The 16361-nt window shown below is 46.9% G+C and carries 16 protein-coding genes; 4 read left to right on the top strand and 12 right to left on the bottom strand.

The features are described from left to right. Window positions 1-166: 166 nt before the first annotated feature. The 11 genes from QUA34_RS24590 to QUA34_RS24540 all read right to left on the bottom strand — a co-directional run bounded on the left by QUA34_RS24590 (window position 167) and on the right by QUA34_RS24540 (window position 10505). On the bottom strand, window positions 167-412 hold the full coding sequence (locus tag QUA34_RS24590; RefSeq protein WP_333389682.1) for a HypC/HybG/HupF family hydrogenase formation chaperone: 246 nt from the start codon (window positions 410-412) through the stop codon (window positions 167-169). Beyond that, entirely contained in the window at window positions 390-2861 is a 2472-nt protein-coding gene (gene hypF, locus QUA34_RS24585) for a carbamoyltransferase HypF (protein ID WP_333389680.1), read from the bottom strand. The genes QUA34_RS24590 and hypF overlap by 23 nt, the downstream gene beginning before the upstream one ends. After that, a complete protein-coding gene (hypB, locus tag QUA34_RS24580; protein ID WP_333389678.1) occupies window positions 2855-3751 on the bottom strand; it encodes a hydrogenase nickel incorporation protein HypB in 897 nt (298 codons plus the stop codon). Before hypB ends, hypF begins: the two co-directional genes overlap by 7 nt. 1 nt (window position 3752) lies before the next feature. Beyond that, complete coding sequence (gene hypA / locus QUA34_RS24575; protein WP_333326566.1) at window positions 3753-4094, bottom strand: hydrogenase maturation nickel metallochaperone HypA; 342 nt, start codon at window positions 4092-4094, stop codon at window positions 3753-3755. 90 nt (window positions 4095-4184) lie between these two features. Next, the gene (locus QUA34_RS24570; RefSeq protein ID WP_333389677.1) at window positions 4185-4676 is read right to left on the bottom strand and encodes a hydrogenase maturation protease; all 492 of its coding nucleotides are present in this window, start codon (window positions 4674-4676) and stop codon (window positions 4185-4187) included. Between the two features lie 105 nt (window positions 4677-4781). Beyond that, window positions 4782-6218: a Ni/Fe hydrogenase subunit alpha gene (locus QUA34_RS24565; RefSeq protein ID WP_333389675.1), complete on the bottom strand. Its 1437-nt coding sequence runs from the start codon at window positions 6216-6218 to the stop codon at window positions 4782-4784. 63 nt (window positions 6219-6281) lie between these two features. Then, window positions 6282-6830: an oxidoreductase gene (locus QUA34_RS24560; RefSeq protein ID WP_333326573.1), complete on the bottom strand. Its 549-nt coding sequence runs from the start codon at window positions 6828-6830 to the stop codon at window positions 6282-6284. Next, a complete protein-coding gene (gene hoxU, locus QUA34_RS24555; protein ID WP_333326575.1) occupies window positions 6818-7534 on the bottom strand; it encodes a bidirectional hydrogenase complex protein HoxU in 717 nt (238 codons plus the stop codon). Before hoxU ends, QUA34_RS24560 begins: the two co-directional genes overlap by 13 nt. A 7-nt stretch (window positions 7535-7541) precedes the next feature. Beyond that, on the bottom strand, window positions 7542-9170 hold the full coding sequence (gene nuoF / locus QUA34_RS24550) for an NADH-quinone oxidoreductase subunit NuoF (protein ID WP_333326577.1): 1629 nt from the start codon (window positions 9168-9170) through the stop codon (window positions 7542-7544). Window positions 9171-9255: 85 nt separating this feature from the next. Further along, window positions 9256-9810: a bidirectional hydrogenase complex protein HoxE gene (gene hoxE / locus QUA34_RS24545; protein WP_333326579.1), complete on the bottom strand. Its 555-nt coding sequence runs from the start codon at window positions 9808-9810 to the stop codon at window positions 9256-9258. A 512-nt stretch (window positions 9811-10322) separates the two neighbouring features. Beyond that, on the bottom strand, window positions 10323-10505 hold the full coding sequence (locus QUA34_RS24540; protein WP_445242845.1) for a transposase: 183 nt from the start codon (window positions 10503-10505) through the stop codon (window positions 10323-10325). A 100-nt stretch (window positions 10506-10605) separates the two neighbouring features. Here QUA34_RS24540 and QUA34_RS30275 point away from each other — a divergent pair, with 100 nt between their 5' ends. Both QUA34_RS30275 and QUA34_RS24535 read left to right on the top strand, forming a co-directional pair. Next, entirely contained in the window at window positions 10606-10704 is a 99-nt protein-coding gene (locus tag QUA34_RS30275; RefSeq protein WP_445242844.1) for a TPR end-of-group domain-containing protein, read from the top strand. 255 nt (window positions 10705-10959) lie between these two features. Continuing rightward, window positions 10960-11640: a Uma2 family endonuclease gene (locus QUA34_RS24535; RefSeq protein ID WP_333389672.1), complete on the top strand. Its 681-nt coding sequence runs from the start codon at window positions 10960-10962 to the stop codon at window positions 11638-11640. A gap of 161 nt (window positions 11641-11801) precedes the next feature. On the opposite strand, the gene QUA34_RS24530 is transcribed toward QUA34_RS24535, so the two are convergent. Further along, on the bottom strand, window positions 11802-13070 hold the full coding sequence (locus QUA34_RS24530; RefSeq protein WP_333326585.1) for a transposase: 1269 nt from the start codon (window positions 13068-13070) through the stop codon (window positions 11802-11804). 460 nt (window positions 13071-13530) lie between these two features. Here QUA34_RS24530 and QUA34_RS24525 point away from each other — a divergent pair, with 460 nt between their 5' ends. Both QUA34_RS24525 and QUA34_RS24520 read left to right on the top strand, forming a co-directional pair. Then, window positions 13531-14733: a tetratricopeptide repeat protein gene (locus QUA34_RS24525; protein ID WP_333326587.1), complete on the top strand. Its 1203-nt coding sequence runs from the start codon at window positions 13531-13533 to the stop codon at window positions 14731-14733. A gap of 80 nt (window positions 14734-14813) precedes the next feature. Further along, window positions 14814-16337 carry a carboxypeptidase M32 gene (locus QUA34_RS24520; protein ID WP_333389669.1) on the top strand — a complete coding sequence of 508 codons (1524 nt, stop codon included), beginning with the start codon at window positions 14814-14816 and terminating at the stop codon, window positions 16335-16337. The last annotated feature ends 24 nt before the right edge of the window (window positions 16338-16361 follow it).

Raw genomic sequence — 16361 nt, 5'->3', positions numbered from 1 at the left:
TTGCACTTTACTCTCGATCGCACGCTCTCTTAACCCAGCCCACGTAATATGCGCTCGATATATTCAGCAAGCCCTAATTATATATGATGAACAAATAATTTATTCACATACAGTCAATAAAACAACAATATTATTGTTTTATTGACTGTATGTTAACTGGCGATGGTTAAAATTGAAACTGATTCAAATAAGTTAAAGTTTGTTCTGCTTCTTCAGAGTCAACAATACTGAGGGCAAAACCCACATGCACAATGACGTACTCACCAATTTTTACGTCTGGTACATAGGCGAGGCTAACTTCTTTGATAATGCCGCCAAAGCTGACTTTACCTGTGCGCCAGAGCGAGGAGTTTCCATTGCGCTCTGAATTTTCCTCAATACCGATTACTTTACCGGGTACGGCAAGACACATTTTCACGCCCTCCTGATTGATTTTGCAAAGCTCGTAATGCCGCCATAATTTGTCCAGCCGCAATGCCTCCATCATTACTTGGAATTCGGTGATGCCAATAAACTGAGAAACCCTCGGTATTGAGTCGAGCGATCGCACGTTCTAGTAAATAACGACTTTGAAAACAACCGCCCGTTAACACAATTTGTTCAACACCGACTCGGTTAGCGATCGCCACCATTCCCTCGATTAACGTGTTGTGAAACTTTGCGGCAACGATTTCTTGAGAAATCTGCCCGTGAATGTCATCGAGAATGGCATTGAGCATCGGTGAATAATCGAGAATCATAGAAGAGTGTACAGGACACAGCAACTCATACGGATAAGCTTCATCCGTCTTGAAACTATTAGTCGCGAACTCGATTTGCATCGCGGCTTGCCCTTCAAAACTGGCTTGTTGACACAACCCCAACAAGGCAGCGATCGCATCAAACAAGCGTCCGGCACTCGACGTTTTTGGAGTATTCAACCCTCGTTGCAACATGGTCTGCAAGACTTTAAGTTCTTGCTTTGAGAAGGATTGAAGAGGGGCTAACTCCGACATCTCAAACGCCCGATTTCCAAAGCATTCGTAGAGCAATCCCAACGCGCATCGTCGAGGTTCTTTGACTGCCTGTTCCCCTCCAGGTAATGGGAACGATCGCAGATGAGCCGTTCGTTCAAATCCGTTTGCTAGGATGTTGAGAAACTCGCCCCCCCAAATCGTGCCGTCTAAGCCATAACCCGTTCCATCCCAGGCAATTCCCAACACGGGGGGTTCCAGTTGATTGTCCACCATGCAAGATAGGACATGAGCATAGTGATGCTGCACTGGAATTACGGCTGTAGAAGTACGAAAGGCAGAGGGCAGATGGCAGACGGCAGAAGGAAAGCGTTTCTGTTCAGTTGCCTGCTTGCTCTCTGCATTCACTTCAATTAAAGCATTGGCAAATTGAGTCGAGTAGTAGTCTGGATGAGCATCACAAGCGATCGCAGTGGGCTGAACCTCATAGATATTAAGTAGATGGTGAATCGCTTCTTGAAAGCGATCGATTGTTGATAAATTATCGAGATCGCCGAGATGCTGGCTCATCAAAATTTGATGATTGAGATACAGCGCAACGGTATTTTTTTGATGAGCGCCAACAGCGAGGATGACGGATGAATTATGAGAGGTTGATTTCGATGGCGGTGTAATTGGAAAGGGAGCATAGCCTCTGGCACGACGCAGAACGATTGGTCGATCGCAAACCACCCGCACGATGGAATCGTCAACAGGACGTGCGATCGGGCGATCGTGAACTAAGAACAAATCGGCAATATCCTGTAATCGGTTCAGCGCATCCAATTCATCCGTACAAATCGGTTCGCTAGAAAGATTTCCACTCGTCGCGACAATCGGAAAACCGAGTTCCGACAGTAAGAGATGATGCAACGGTGTATACGGTAGCATCACCCCTAAATAGGGATTGTCGGGAGCAACCGAGGCAGCAATTGTAGATTTGAGATTTTGGATTTTAGATTGAAGAAGAACAATCGGTGCTTCGGAAGAACACAGTAATTTTTCTTCCTCTTCAGAAACCTGACAGTGTTCGCGGATTAGCTCTAACGAAGGATACATTAACGCAAGGGGCTTATCAGGTCGCCGTTTGCGATCGCGGAGCGTTCTCACGGCAGTCTCATTGCTGGCATCCACAACCAGATGAAATCCGCCTAATCCCTTAATTGCCAGAATTTTACCCTGACGAATAGCATTTGCCGTTTGCAGCAGTGCCTCATCATGGCTTGCTAACGTCTTACCTTGACGATCGCAAAGTTCTAAATGGGGCCCACAAGTCGGGCAAGCGTTTGGTTGAGCGTGAAAGCGTCGATCCAGAGGGTTCTCGTACTCTGCACGGCACTCCGGACACATTTGAAATCGCTGCATCGTGGTGTTAGGGCGATCGTAGGGGAGCGATCGCAAGATGCTGAATCGAGGGCCGCAGTGCGTACAGTTGGTGAAGGGATAGTGATAGCGACGGTTGGCAGGAGCGTAAATTTCGTGCAGACAGGCTGGACAGGTTGCGAGATCGGGCAGAATCAGTGCCGATTTAGGAGTGGCGATTGAGGAATGAGCCGCATCTGATGGATAAATGTCAAACTCGGTGTATCCTGCAAGGCTCATCCACTGAGCTTCTATGTGCTGTAAAAAGGCATGGGGCGGTTTGTCTTGATCCAGTCGTTTCTGGAAAACCTGAAGCTGTTCGATAGTACCCTCAATATCGATCGAGACTCCGCGATCGGTATTTTTCACCCAGCCCACAACCCCCACGTCTTTTGCTAAGCCGTAAACGAATGGGCGAAAGCCGACTCCCTGCACGATGCCTTCTACAGCCAAGCGCAGCCGACGTTTGGTTGAGTTTTTTATAAACTCTGATACTGTGCTCACCATAGCCGCTTCTCCTGATGACTTGCACAGACTATTGAATTGGCAGTTCCCAGGTAGCTATACCAGGCTTCCATTCCCTGTCCAGTTCGAGCAGAAACTTCAAAGAGGGTTGCTTGGGGTGCGACGCGCTGAATGTTAGCAATAGCCGATTCTCTCTCGAACCCCACGGCTTCTGCAATGTCGATTTTGTTAATCAGAACTACATTTGCCGTTTTGAACATGGTGGGATACTTTAAAGGCTTATCCTCACCTTCCGTCACGGATAGCAACACAACTCGCATCGCTTCGCCTAAGTCATAGCTAGCCGGACAGACTAAGTTACCCACATTTTCAATAATCAACATATCTAAAGCATCCAGATCGAGCTTCTGCATTGCCCGTGACACCATATCTGCTTCTAGATGGCACGCATTCCCGGTGGTAATTTGCACGGCGGGGGCACCAGCACGGCGTAAGCGTTGAGCATCATTGTCTGTTTCTAAATCACCCACAATCACACCAATTTGTAAGGGGTGTTGCAGGGATGTTAATACGCGACTGTTCAAATCCTGCACCATTCGCTCAATCAGTGCTGTCTTCCCCGAACCGGGCGAGGACAGAATGTTGAGTGCCAGCACCCCTTTTGCCTGAAAATATCCCCGATTGCGCTCTGCTAAGCGATCGTTTTTCGACAACAGGGATTCATGAATAGCAATGGTGTGTGAAATGTGCGATCGCTCCTGCGGATCGTGATGGTGTCCTTGTCCATTACCGGTGAAATCCGGGTGAGGATGTTGATGCTCATGTCCGCGATCGTGAGAATGAGAATGTTCGTGCAGATGGGAATCTTCGTGATGAGTAACCCCATCAATCGCAACTGCTCCAACCTGGCTGCAACCACAATCTTGACACATATTAAGAAACCTCCAGCGAAGTAAGTTCGAGTTCTCTACCCTGACGGATTTCAGTGCAGAATTGATGGCACTCAGGACACTCGTAAATCCAATCATAAGGTTGAAATTCACGTTGGCAATTTGGGCAATAGCAAATGGCTGGAATGGAATCAATGCTGAGTTGGGCGTGTTCAGCAATGGTTCCCTGTGTCACAACATCAAAGGCAAAGGCTAAAGCTTCTGGCTCCACTCCCGACAATTGACCAATACGTAGTGTCATGCGGTCAATTTGAGCTGCACCCTCACGTTTCGCGTACTCCAGAGCAATATCTAGTGTGTTTTGCATGATGCCAACTTCGTGCATATCAATTAGGAAGTGAAGGGGAAAAGGAAAAGGGGCAGTATCAAATAGTTTTCATGATAATCTCCTTTTGAGTTGGTTAAAACTCAGTTTTCAAAGGGTTTTATCATAAGTAGTAATCCTTCTGCTGCTCTGTTGAGAAACCAGTTGTTTAATCTTTACTAAAGCCAAGTCAACGTTCTTTCGTGTAACGGGAGAAAGGGTTTCTCCAAAGGAAAAGTTAACGGCTGGAATCAAAATTTGGTAAGCAGTAGGAATAGCTTTATACAGGGCACAGGTTAAAGCCAGCATCGATCGCGGATCGGCATAGTGTCCCGTAAAGCTGGTGGCCGAATTCGGTGTAAGTTGTTCGATCTTGACCTCTGATAAGGTGGCAACCGCATCGACAAAAATGACGGTTTTAGCCTGGGCTATCGCTTCAGCTAAGTCTGGTGTAAGCTGATGTACAGCAAGCGATCGCACATGATTAAAATTCCACTGAGCGACGGCTTCGGCAATCTGATAACCTGCTCCATCGTCACCCCGAATCGTGTTGCCATAACCAATGATGAGATAGCTACTTTTTTTGTTACCAGTAATATTCAAAGACGACCTCCTTTGGTTATGGCGGAGAAATTAAACTAGGGCAGACTGTGAGAGGTCAGCAGTTCAGATTCCCGACTTCTTTTAGAGAAGTCGGGAATCTCGTCTTCAGTCTCTAGAAATCTCGTTCAATATCGTTCCATCGGGTGCAACCAGTTGAACGTGTAAAGGCATTTGTCCCGCCGCATGGGTGGAGCAAGATAAACAAGGATCGAAGCAGCGAATTCCTGCTTCAACACGATTGAGCAAGCCTTCGGGAATTTCATTGCCGTTGCTATTGCCATGAATATATTGTTTGGCGATTTGAGCAACAGTTTTGTTCATTGCTAGGTTGTTTTGTCCAGTCGCAATGATCAGATTGACCTTTTCAATCAAACCATTTTCATCAACTTTGTAATGATGGAACAAAGTACCGCGTGGTGCTTCGCTAACTCCGATCGCTTCGAGTTGATTCACCCCACCATGAGCGCGAATTCGATTGGATAGAATATCTGGATCGTCCATGAGGGCTTGGATTTTCTCCAAACAGGCCAGGATTTCAATCAATCGAGCATAGTGGTAAAGGAATGAAGACGTGGCAACCCCACCAGAGCGATCGCGAAACTCATTTAACTCCCGATCGGCGGCTTCTGTACCGATGTAATTACACACATTGAGTCGAGCCAGTGGACCAACTCGATAGATGCCATCGGGATAGCCTAAGGGCTGGTAGTACGGAAATTTCAGGTACGACCATTTCTCAACGGCTTCGCCTAAGAATTCCTGATAGTTATCTTCGCTGAGGTTGTCAGCAATAATATTGCCTTGACTATCAGTAAAGCGGAGATGCCCACCGTAGTGTTCCCATTCACCATCCTTGCCGACAAGTCCCATGAATAACGAAGGGAATTCACCAAAGATGTTCACTTCATCTTTGAGTTGACCATCAATCATGCCTTTGAATAGCCCCAAAGCCAGATTGATAGTTGCCAATGATTCCGGTAAGCGATCGCAAATCCACTGTCTGCTTTCTTCCGAAAGAGGCGATCGCACCCCTCCCGGCACAGTCCAAGCCGAGTGAATCTTGCGTGCGCCCAACAGTTCGATGATATTTTGTCCAAATTGCCGTAGCCGGATTCCAGCTCTTGCCAGATCGGGATTGGCTTCAATCAAACCAAACACATTCCGTTTGGCGGGATCGCTATCCCAGCCCAACAAGAAATCGGGACTACTGAGATGAAAGAATGAAAGGGCATGAGATTGAGTAATCTGTGCCAGGTTCATCAATCGTCGCAGTTTCTCTGCAGCAATCGGAATTTTAACTGCCAGAATTTTGTCCCCAGTCTTCGAGGATGCTAGCAAGTGACTCACCGGACAAATGCCGCAAATCCGAGCAGTAATGCCTGCCATGTCTGTGAAAGGTCTGCCTTCACAAAACTTTTCAAATCCCCGATATTCCACGACATGAAACCGAGCATCTGAGACTTCACCCGCCTCATCCAGAAAAATTGAGATTTTAGCGTGTCCCTCAATGCGTGTAACAGGATCGATGACAACAGTCTTCATAGCACCTCTCTCTTCTAGTGGGCTGTCAGTAGTCCGTTTTCATTTGCACCTAACCATCAACCATTACCCAAACTTAATCATGTCTCGCCCTTCCATGCGGGGTTTTTCCCCTTTGAGCAGAGGTTCAAGGGTTGCTCGAATGCGCTCAGCCGATGGCGGACATCCTGGCATATAGATATCAACTGGAACAACCTGATGCACGGGCAAGACGCGATCGAGCAATTCCGGTACAATTCCTGGCTCGTGAGGCAGTTGCCGCCCCGTATCTGCCAATTCGATATAAGCGCGTTTGAGGACGGATTCAGTGCCCCCCAACATATTTCGCATACCAGGAATGTTTGCCGTGACGGCACAATCCCCAAAGGAAATTAGGATTTTGGTGCGTTGTCTGACTTGGTGGATCAGTTCCAGATTGGCTTCGTTGGCAACGCCTCCCTCCACCAGACAAACCTCAACATTTTCGGGATAGTCCTTGAGATCCGATCCAACGGGACTATAAACTACATCCACCTGCTGAGCGAGTTCAATCAACCACTCGTCTAAATCCAAAAACGACATGTGGCAACCGGAACAGCCTGCTAACCAAACGGTGGCAAATCTTATCTTGTCCATTCTTTTTTCTCCCGTGCCCTCACCAAAAATTCCAGCTTGTTGCGATCGCGTTCTTTCTCGCCAGTCGTGTCGCCTTTACGGAAAATCGATCCAGTGGGACAGGCATCGACACACTTCCCGCAGGAGGTACAGGCATCCACTGCGCCCCAAGGCTGATTCAATCCAGATACGATGTAACAATTCTCGCCCCGTTGTGCGACATCCCACACATGGGCTCCCTCAATCTCATCGCAGACGCGCACGCAACGAGTACAGAGGATGCAACGATTGTGGTCGATACTAAATAGCGGATGGGAATTATCGACTTTGCGATCGGGGAAACGATACGAGAAGCGAGAATGATCCATTCCCACTTCAATGGCAACATCCTGCAACTCGCAATTACCATTCGCTACACAAAAGGAGCAGACATGATTGCCCTCGGCAAATAGCAACTCAACAACCATGCGACGGTAGTCTTGCAGCTTGGGCGTGTTGGTAGAAACCTCCATCCCCTCAGCTACCTGAGTGACGCACGCAGGCAACAGCTTCGGTGTTCCTGCAATTTCTACCATGCACAGACGGCAAGCTCCGATATCTGTGACACCATCAAGGTGACATAGTGTAGGAAGGGCAACTCCAGCCTCTCTTGCCGCTTGCAGGATGCTTGCGCCCTCTTCGATCGCTACATCAATCCCATCAATTTTGAGCGTTTTGACAGACATACACACCTCACGAAGATTGCGAAACGGTGACTTTGCCGTTGTGTTCGACTGGAGATTGCAGCAAATCCAAATACTCTTGTTTGAAGTATTTCAACGTGCTGAGTACAGGATTTGGAGCCGTTTGACCCAACCCACACAGGCTCATCTCCTTAACCATGTAGCAGAGGGCTTCTAGCTGATCCAAGTCTTTCTGCGTCGCCTGGCGGTTCGCGATCTTATTCAACAGCTCATAAAGCTGAACCGTTCCCGCACGGCAAGGAATGCATTTACCACACGATTCATCCCGGCAGAATTCCATGTAAAACCGAGCAACTTCCACCATGCTGGTGTCTTGATCCATCACAACCATCCCGCCCGATCCCATCATGGAACCGACAGCCATGAGCGAATCATAGTCAACTGGGGTATCCAGTAACGAGGCAGGAATACAACCACCGGAGGGGCCGCCTGTTTGTACCGTCTTTACTACTCCATCGGGAATCCCGCCTCCCATTTCTTCCACAATTTCTCGCAGAGTGATTCCCATCGGGACTTCAATCAATCCGTTGTTACGAATCTTCCCAGTCAGGGCAAAAATCTTGGTTCCTTTACTTTTTTCAGTGCCGATACTGGCATACCAAGCCGATCCCTGACGAATGATGGGAGAAATATTGGCAAAACTTTCCACGTTATTGATCAAGGTTGGACATCCCCACAAGCCTTTTTGAGCTGGGTAAGGGGGGCGAGGACGTGGGCTACCTCGTCCGCCCTCGATCGATTGGATTAAAGCTGTTTCTTCACCGCAGACAAATGCTCCGGCACCAATCCGAATATCAACTTTGAAATCGAAGGGAGAGTCAAAAATTTGTGTGCCGAGGAGATTGTACTTCTTGGCTTGTTGAATTGCCTTTTGCAGGCGTTCAATGGCGAGGGGATATTCCGCTCGAACGTAGAGATATCCATGATTGGCGCCAACGGCATAACCGGCGATCGCCATGCCTTCTAAGACTAAATGGGGATCGCTCTCCAAAACGCTGCGATCCATGAATGCACCGGGGTCGCCTTCGTCACCATTGCAGATGACGTATTTCTGATCTCCCGATACTTTGGCCACCGTTGCCCACTTGAGCCCTGTGGGATAGCCACCGCCACCCCGTCCCCGCAAGCCACTCTTACTGATTTCCTCTACAACTTGGGCAGGGGTCATGTCATAGATGGCTTTGTACAACGATTGATAACCACCAACGGCTATATATTCCTCAATCCGTTCTGGATCGATTTTGCCGCTATGTTCCCGCACAATCCGCATTTGTCGAGCAAAAAAAGGATGCTGGGTATCGCCTTGGATGGGTTTGGCTGTCCCGCCATTGAGAGCATCAATGATGCTGGCGGCTTCTTCGGGCTTAACTTCTTCGTAGAGCGTGTTATTGGGTTCAATTTCTACTAGGGGGCCTCGTCCGCAGAACCCCATGCAACCTACACCAATGACTTCAACGCGATCGCTCAATCCGTGCTCTTTCACTGCGGTTTGCAGATTGGCTTGCACACCCAAAGAATTGGCAGCACGGCATCCCGTCGATGTACAGCAGTTGATACGAATGCTCTTTTGGTGCGATCGCTCCTGCTCAGCAATTTCCAATAATTCTGTTAAATTCATACTGAACCTATCTCCTCTCCGTTACGGCTTATCTGGGTTAGGTTATTCTTTCAATTCCAAGAGGCTAGGATATGGGGGCTTTAGGTCAGGCTTCCCAGGTGCGAATACGAGCCAGTACGGTTTCCGGCTCCTGTTTACCTGCCACAGTGCCATCGAAAACAACGGCTGGAGCAATACCACATGCTCCCAAACAGCGAGCTGCTATTAGTGAAACGTTGCCATCTGGAGTTGTCTTGCCCCTTTCGATCCCCAGTTCTTTTTCCAATGTTTCCATTACTTTATTGCTACCTTTGACGTAGCACGCTGTTCCCAAGCAAACGACGCAGGTGTGAGCACCACTGGGTTTGAGAGAAAACAGGTGATAGAACGTTGCAACTCCGTATACTCGACTCAACGGCAGTTTGAGTCCCTTAGCGATGTAGATCAGGACATCTTCTTCCAGATAGCCAAAGGCTTCCTGTGCCTTATGCAGCACTTCAATTAAGGCATCTGGTTTGTACTGATTCCGCTTCATGGTCATATCCAATGCTTTAAAGCGGCGATCGCCACTGGCATGACTCTTGGCAGAAGGAGATTTCGCAGGGGATGCAACGCCAGCAACGGTCGAACGGGGTTGGTCTTGAAGAGGTGGGTAAGGCATATTAATTAACCCTCAATTACAGCAACTTCAACCTTTTGTAATAATCCCTAATTAAAATTTAAGCTCCTTAGAGGCTTGCTACTTTTGCAACATTTGTATTGCTTAACTTTCTTTGCTACAAACTTTTAGCCTTCTAAACCTATCTTATGATGTGACAAGTCATGAAGTGAGAAATCACATAAATTTCTTCACAACTTGTCATGACTTTGCCCAGGGGAGCACTTCATGCCAAATCCGCTATAATAGCCCGCTTTTTCTTTCCAGTCGTAGAGACGCTCCGCTGGAGAATCTTCCACAGATTGGTGATAACGGGCATCCAGGGGAATCGCCAGCTAGGGCTAGAGCATCGGTTCAGTATGCGGTCTTGACAAAACAGACTGGAAATGATAAGTGAATTGAGAAGCCTGTTAAATTCTCACAATCAGGAAGAAGAAAGAAACCTTATGCGTCCTCCCTTATGGCATCCTCCAATTGAACTCTCGGCTCTCCTGAACTTATGGTTATAAGTTTATCTAATGAGAGAAGCAAGCTAATACGCGATTTTTAAAATTATTAAAATTAGACAAGCCATATCCTTGCTGCATTATCAACTTAATTCGATTGTTGATTCCTGACATAACTCCACTTGTTGTGCAATTCCGAAAGTAGTTGCAAATCCCCTCAAAATGAGTTTTAATTATTGATGCAAATCTCAAAAATACTTCTGCATGATTTAACAATTTCATAATTTATTTTTTCACACTTTTTCTGCACATCCCATTAAAATTTGAGCAGCGGTAAGTACCGAAAAACCAAATTGAGCAAGCGATTCAGAATTTGCAGCAAGCCATCAATCTGAATCCTGAGAAATACCGAGAAATGGCAAAAACGGACTCGGCTTTTGACAGCATTTGATCGCATACTCGGTTTCAAGCCCTGATTCAAAGATAGATAAACAGAGTCCAAATTTCCTGGCTAAATCTGGATTCTATAAAGCTTACAAGCACTTTCAAAAATAGTACAATTAAACTTAAACGACTTACAGGCTCAGACGAAAGAAACCGGGTTTTTGCCGAATCTGCGAGCTGTAACGCGTCTTTTCGTAAAAAACCCGGTTTCTGGCCACTCATGCGTAAGTCCTGAATTAGATACTTCTCGGAGACAAACACTATGCAAGTCACAACCGAAGAAATCATTTATCCTTCCAGCGACGGTCAACCAATGGCAGACAGCACAATTCAATATGAATTAATTGTCAAAATCAAAGAAGGTTGCGAATCGCTGTTTAAAGAGGACCCAAACGTTTTTGTAGCCGCCGATTTACTGTGGTATCCCGTTGAGGGCAGACCTGAGATTTCTCAAGCACCTGATACAATGGTGATATTTGGCAGGCCAAAGGGCGATCGCCTTTCCTACATACAATATCGAGAGGATAATATTGGCCCTCAAGTCGTCTTTGAGATTCGCTCCCATAACGACAGCAACACTAAAATGAATAAAAAACTTTCATTTTACCAGCGTCATGGAGTTGAGGAGTATTACCTTTACGATCCACAAAGAAATGAGTTGGAAGGTTGGCAAAGATTTGAGGGCAATTTAGAAGTTATTGACCCGATGGAGGGATGGATTAGTCCGAGATTAGGTGTGCGATTTGAGTTGGGAGAAGATGGGTTAGAAATTTATCGGCCTAATGGAGAAAAGTTTCTTTCCTATGCGGAATTAGAAGAAGAGAGGTTATTAGATCGTCAGCGCCTACAACAAGAATTTCAAAGGGCCCAACAAGCAGACCAAAGAGCTCAACGTTTAGCTGCTAAACTGCGCGAATTGAACATCGATCCAGATAGCATTTAACGAATAAATGCTAAGAAACCTGGTTTGTTTGAGAAATCGGGTTTCTGGCGATCGCGGTTGTTTGTGGTTTTAAGGTAATCCTGTCAGCCCGATCGCCCTTTCATCTTTTCTACGCAGTCATATAAAAAAATAGTATTAATCTATAGCTGGTAAAAGTATAGTCATTTATAGGCATGGGAGGCTTCAAGTCCCTCCCCCTTCACTTTTACTTTGAGCGGATTAACCCGCCTCGGCTGAACTACGCAGCTCCCTATCCCATCGCTGAAGGCATTTGGGATTGCTTTTCTGAGGATATTGTACGCTGCATTCACATCGGAATTAATTAGCTGACCAACCGATGTTTTGTACAAACCCCGCTTAATTCGCTTACCAGTAAACACAGGCTCTTTTTCGGTTTTTCCATAAACAGGAATTGGGTCTAAACCTAAAAAACTGGAGCGAGATGTGTAGGATTCTTCCTGCACAATTACATTGATTCCCGCCAACCGAGCTTTGTACTCCAACATTTCAATTAATCGAGAGTGAGGAATACTAACAAAGTTTTGGTTGGTTTGCTTCCCTAGATCAATTTCTGTTTTCCACTGCGCGTTCTTGCCAATTACTAGCGTCCCAATCTGCTTGGTGAGCAAAAGGTTAATAATTAGACGGCTAGCATGATGCAAATAATTATCAACTTTTTGGTGGCGACAGCGGGTTAAGCGCTGAATGCGAGGCGAAGTTTTTCGACTTCCTTTTAACTGGGATTGCAATCGTGCTTTCCGCTTGTTGTAGAACTGGTTGATCGATTTCAATGGTCGCCCGTTAATCAACAAAGGGATAAATCCCGGTTGATTTGAAGTTAACGCCACTAAATTATCCAGTCCTAAATCAATACTAGCTACAGAATTAGCGTTGCCAAGGGTGGACTCCGGTTCATCATAAATTACCTCAATTACATAGGAATCACATTTCGGAACCAGCCTAACTTGGCAAATCTTATCGGGAGCGACTTTGGTTTTGATTAAAAGTTCAGTACCCGAAAGTTGAATGATTCCTTTCTTCAACTGTTTACTGCTAATTGCTTGAATCGTGTAGACGAGAATGTTTCGCCCTTTAGTCTTATCTTTGTACTTTGGCAATTTTGGGCTACCCGTGAATCTTGAAGAGTCAGCTTTGTAAGCTTTAACGGCTTCAAAAAACGCTTTCCAATTCTTGTCTAGCACCATCAAGATTTGCTGACTTACTTTAGCAGGCAAAGCCTTGTATGCTTCATGAGACTTCATCAATCGGTTCATTTCGTTATAACTGACATAACCCCATCCATAAATAAAGCTTTGACGAATGACGTAATTGGCGGCATTGTAGAGGTTTTTGGACTTGAAAGCTAGTTCGTCTATTTGGGCGAAACGGTGTGACGTTGATTTAATGATGTGCCTCTCTGTTAGTTGCATTTGAGACTTGCGTTTTTTGGGCTATGCGTATTCCTTGTTCAACACTCACAACAATAGAATACCATTATTGTTTATAATTGCTTATACAATACTTCGGACAGTTTTAGATATAGTTGAGTGTCCGAAACCATTGCTGGCTATATGCTGGACTATTTTTGCAAGGTTTAAGTTCAGCGCTAAGTTTCAGAAAATGCGTAAAAAATGGCAGGGCTTCCTCGCCCTCGGCTTACAGGGCCGTTAAAAAACTGTCCGAAGTATTGTTATAAACTCAATGAAGTTTTACAATACCTACAAATCCAAGCTCTAGAATTATAATGAAAAAAATTGAAAAAGTCCCCAAATTCCTGTAAAATTGCCCTAAATAACCAAATAATATCGATCGAAAGCACTCACAGGCGAAAAAGATCGCATATAAAAAAGAAAAGAATCAATTAGACAGAAAATAAAGAGGTGAAACCCCTTGCAAAAATTAGCCAGCATAGAAAAGCCGATCGACTCAGGGGAAAAATCCATAGCAGTCAACACCCAAAAGGCTCAAACATTTTACGATCGCGGCAACGCCCTAGAAGCAATGGGACGATTCCAAGCAGCGATCGAATCTTGGGAAGAAGCGATCGAACTTGAACCAAAATTTTATGAAGCCTGGTACAACCAAGGCGTAGCCCTCAAAAAAATGGGCCAGCTAGAAGAAGCGATCGCAGCCTACAACAAATCCCTACAAATCAAACCAAACAATCCCGAAGCGTGGTATAACCGCGCCAACGTTTTGCGGAAGCTCAATAGACTCTCAGAAGCGATCGCATCCTACGAAAAGGCGATCGAACTCAACCCCAGCTACCCCGAAGCTTGGACGAACCGCGGCAACACCCTCGTCAGCTTAGAGAAATTATCAGAAGCGATCGCATCCTACGAGAAAGCTATAGCAATCAAACCAGACTACTGCGAAGCTTGGTACAACAAAGCATTTGCCCTGAGAAAATCCGACGAAAATACAGCCGCGATCGCCTCCTACGACAAAGCGATCGAACTCAAACCAAATTTGCATCAAGCTTGGTACAACCGCGGTTTAGCCCTAGCCGATGAAAAACTCTACCCGGAAGCCGTCGCCTCCTACGACAAAACCCTGCAACTGCGGCCGAATTCCGCCGAAGCCTGGAACAAACGCGGCAAGGCGATCGCCCAAATGGGACAATTTGAATCAGCGATCGCATCCTGGGACAAAGCCCTCGCACTCAACCCAAACGACAGCGAAACCTTTTATAACCGCGGCTTAGCCTTCGCAAACTTACAACGCTTGGAAGAAGCAATAGCCTCTTGGGACAAAACCCTAGAGTTGCAGCCAGACAACACCGAAGCCTGGTACAACCGCGCCGTCGCCCTCAAAAAAATTCAACGATTTACCGAAGCGATCGCCTCCTACGATAAAATCATCGCACTCACACCCGACGATCCCAACCTGTACTATCAAAAAGCTTGCGTGTACGCCCTGGAAAAACAAACAGGCGAACTCACAAACAGCCCCGAACTTGTAGCTACAAGCATCCGGCTGGCGATCGAAAACTTGTCCAAGGCGATCGAACTCAATCCGCATAAATACCGGAAATTGTGCAAAAATGACTCTAAATTGCGTACAATACGGGAAGAAGTGCGGTTTTTAGCTTGATTTCAGGGTAGCAATGATTGATGGAGACGGATGCCGCACTGCAACCTTTGTAGGCAAAACAGCACCATAAACCCCCAATCATGCAAACCCTAGACAAAACTCAAGCAAAATTCGCTCAACTGGCAGCCCACCTCAGAGAAGTTAACGATATCGAATCAGCCTCGTCGCTGCTGCATTGGGATCAATCAACTTATATGCCCGCCAAAGGTGCAAATGCCAGAGGCCGCCAGTTGGCTACTCTCAAACAAATATCCCACGAAAAATTTACCGACCCCAAAATAGGTGAACTCCTAGAAGACTTGCGTTTCTACGAACAAACCCTCCCCTACGACTCCACCGCAGCCAGCCTGATCCGCATAGCCCGCAGAGACTACGATCGCGCATCCAGAGTCCCCGCAACCTTCATGTCCGCACTCTGCCGCCACCAAGCCGACAGCTACGAAGCTTGGGCCGCAGCCAGGGCAGCCAACAATTTCGCAGCGGTCGAGCCGTATCTAGAAAAAACCCTAGAATTAAGCAGGCAATACGCCGACTTTTTCCCCGGCTACGAACACATTGCCGATCCTTTGATCGATCGTAGCGACTACGGCATGAAAGTATCTCTGCTGCGCCCGCTTTTCGCCAAACTGCGTGAAGAATTAGTGCCGATAGTCGAAGCCATCACCTCGCAACCTCCCGCCGACGACTCCTGCTTGCACCAAGACTTCCCAGAATCCCAGCAACTAGAATTCACCCGTAAAGTCGTAGAACGCATGGGGTACGACTTCCAACGGGGACGGCAAGACACCACCCTGCACCCGTTCATGACCAACTTCTCCATAGACGACGTACGAATTACCACCCGCGTCTATGAAGACCACTTGGATCAAGCACTCTTCAGCAGCATCCACGAAGCCGGGCACGCCCTCTACGAACTCGGAAATTCCCCGGAATTTGAAGGCACGCTTCTGGCAGGCGGCATTTCCTCCGGCGTCCACGAAAGTCAATCGCGACTTTGGGAAAATTTGGTGGGGCGCAGCCGCGGTTTTTGGGAATGTTTCTATCCGCAACTCCAAGGCGTATTTTTGCGACAGTTGGGACACGTATCCACTGACGCATTTTACCGGGCAATTAACAAAGTCTCACGATCGCTCATCCGCACCGACGCCGACGAAGTAACCTACAACCTCCACGTCGCCATCCGCTTTGACCTAGAATTGGCAATGGTAGAGGGAAAACTAGCAGTGCGAGACCTCCCCGAAGCCTGGAACGAACGCTATAAAACCGACCTCGGCGTTGTCCCCGCCACCGATAGCGAAGGCGCGATGCAAGATGTTCACTGGTATGTTGGTACGATCGGCGGAATGTTCCAAGGTTACACCCTCGGCAACTTGATGAGCGCCCAATTCTACGAAACAGCAGTAAAAATCAATCCTGAAATTCCGGTAGAAATAGAACGGGGCAATTTTACCGTACTCCACAACTGGCTAAAACAAAACATCTACCAGCACGGCCGCAAATACACCGCTGTCGAATTGATCGATCGCGTTACAGGTTCACCTTTAACTATCGATCCCTTTATCCGCTACATTCGCCACAAATACGGGGAATTTTATGTCATTTGAGGGATAGCAACTTCACTTTGCAGA

Source organism: Microcoleus sp. POL10_C6, assembly GCF_036701585.1.
In the GTDB taxonomy this organism is placed as follows: domain Bacteria; phylum Cyanobacteriota; class Cyanobacteriia; order Cyanobacteriales; family Microcoleaceae; genus Microcoleus.
This window is presented reverse-complemented; position numbering and strand designations above follow the sequence as displayed.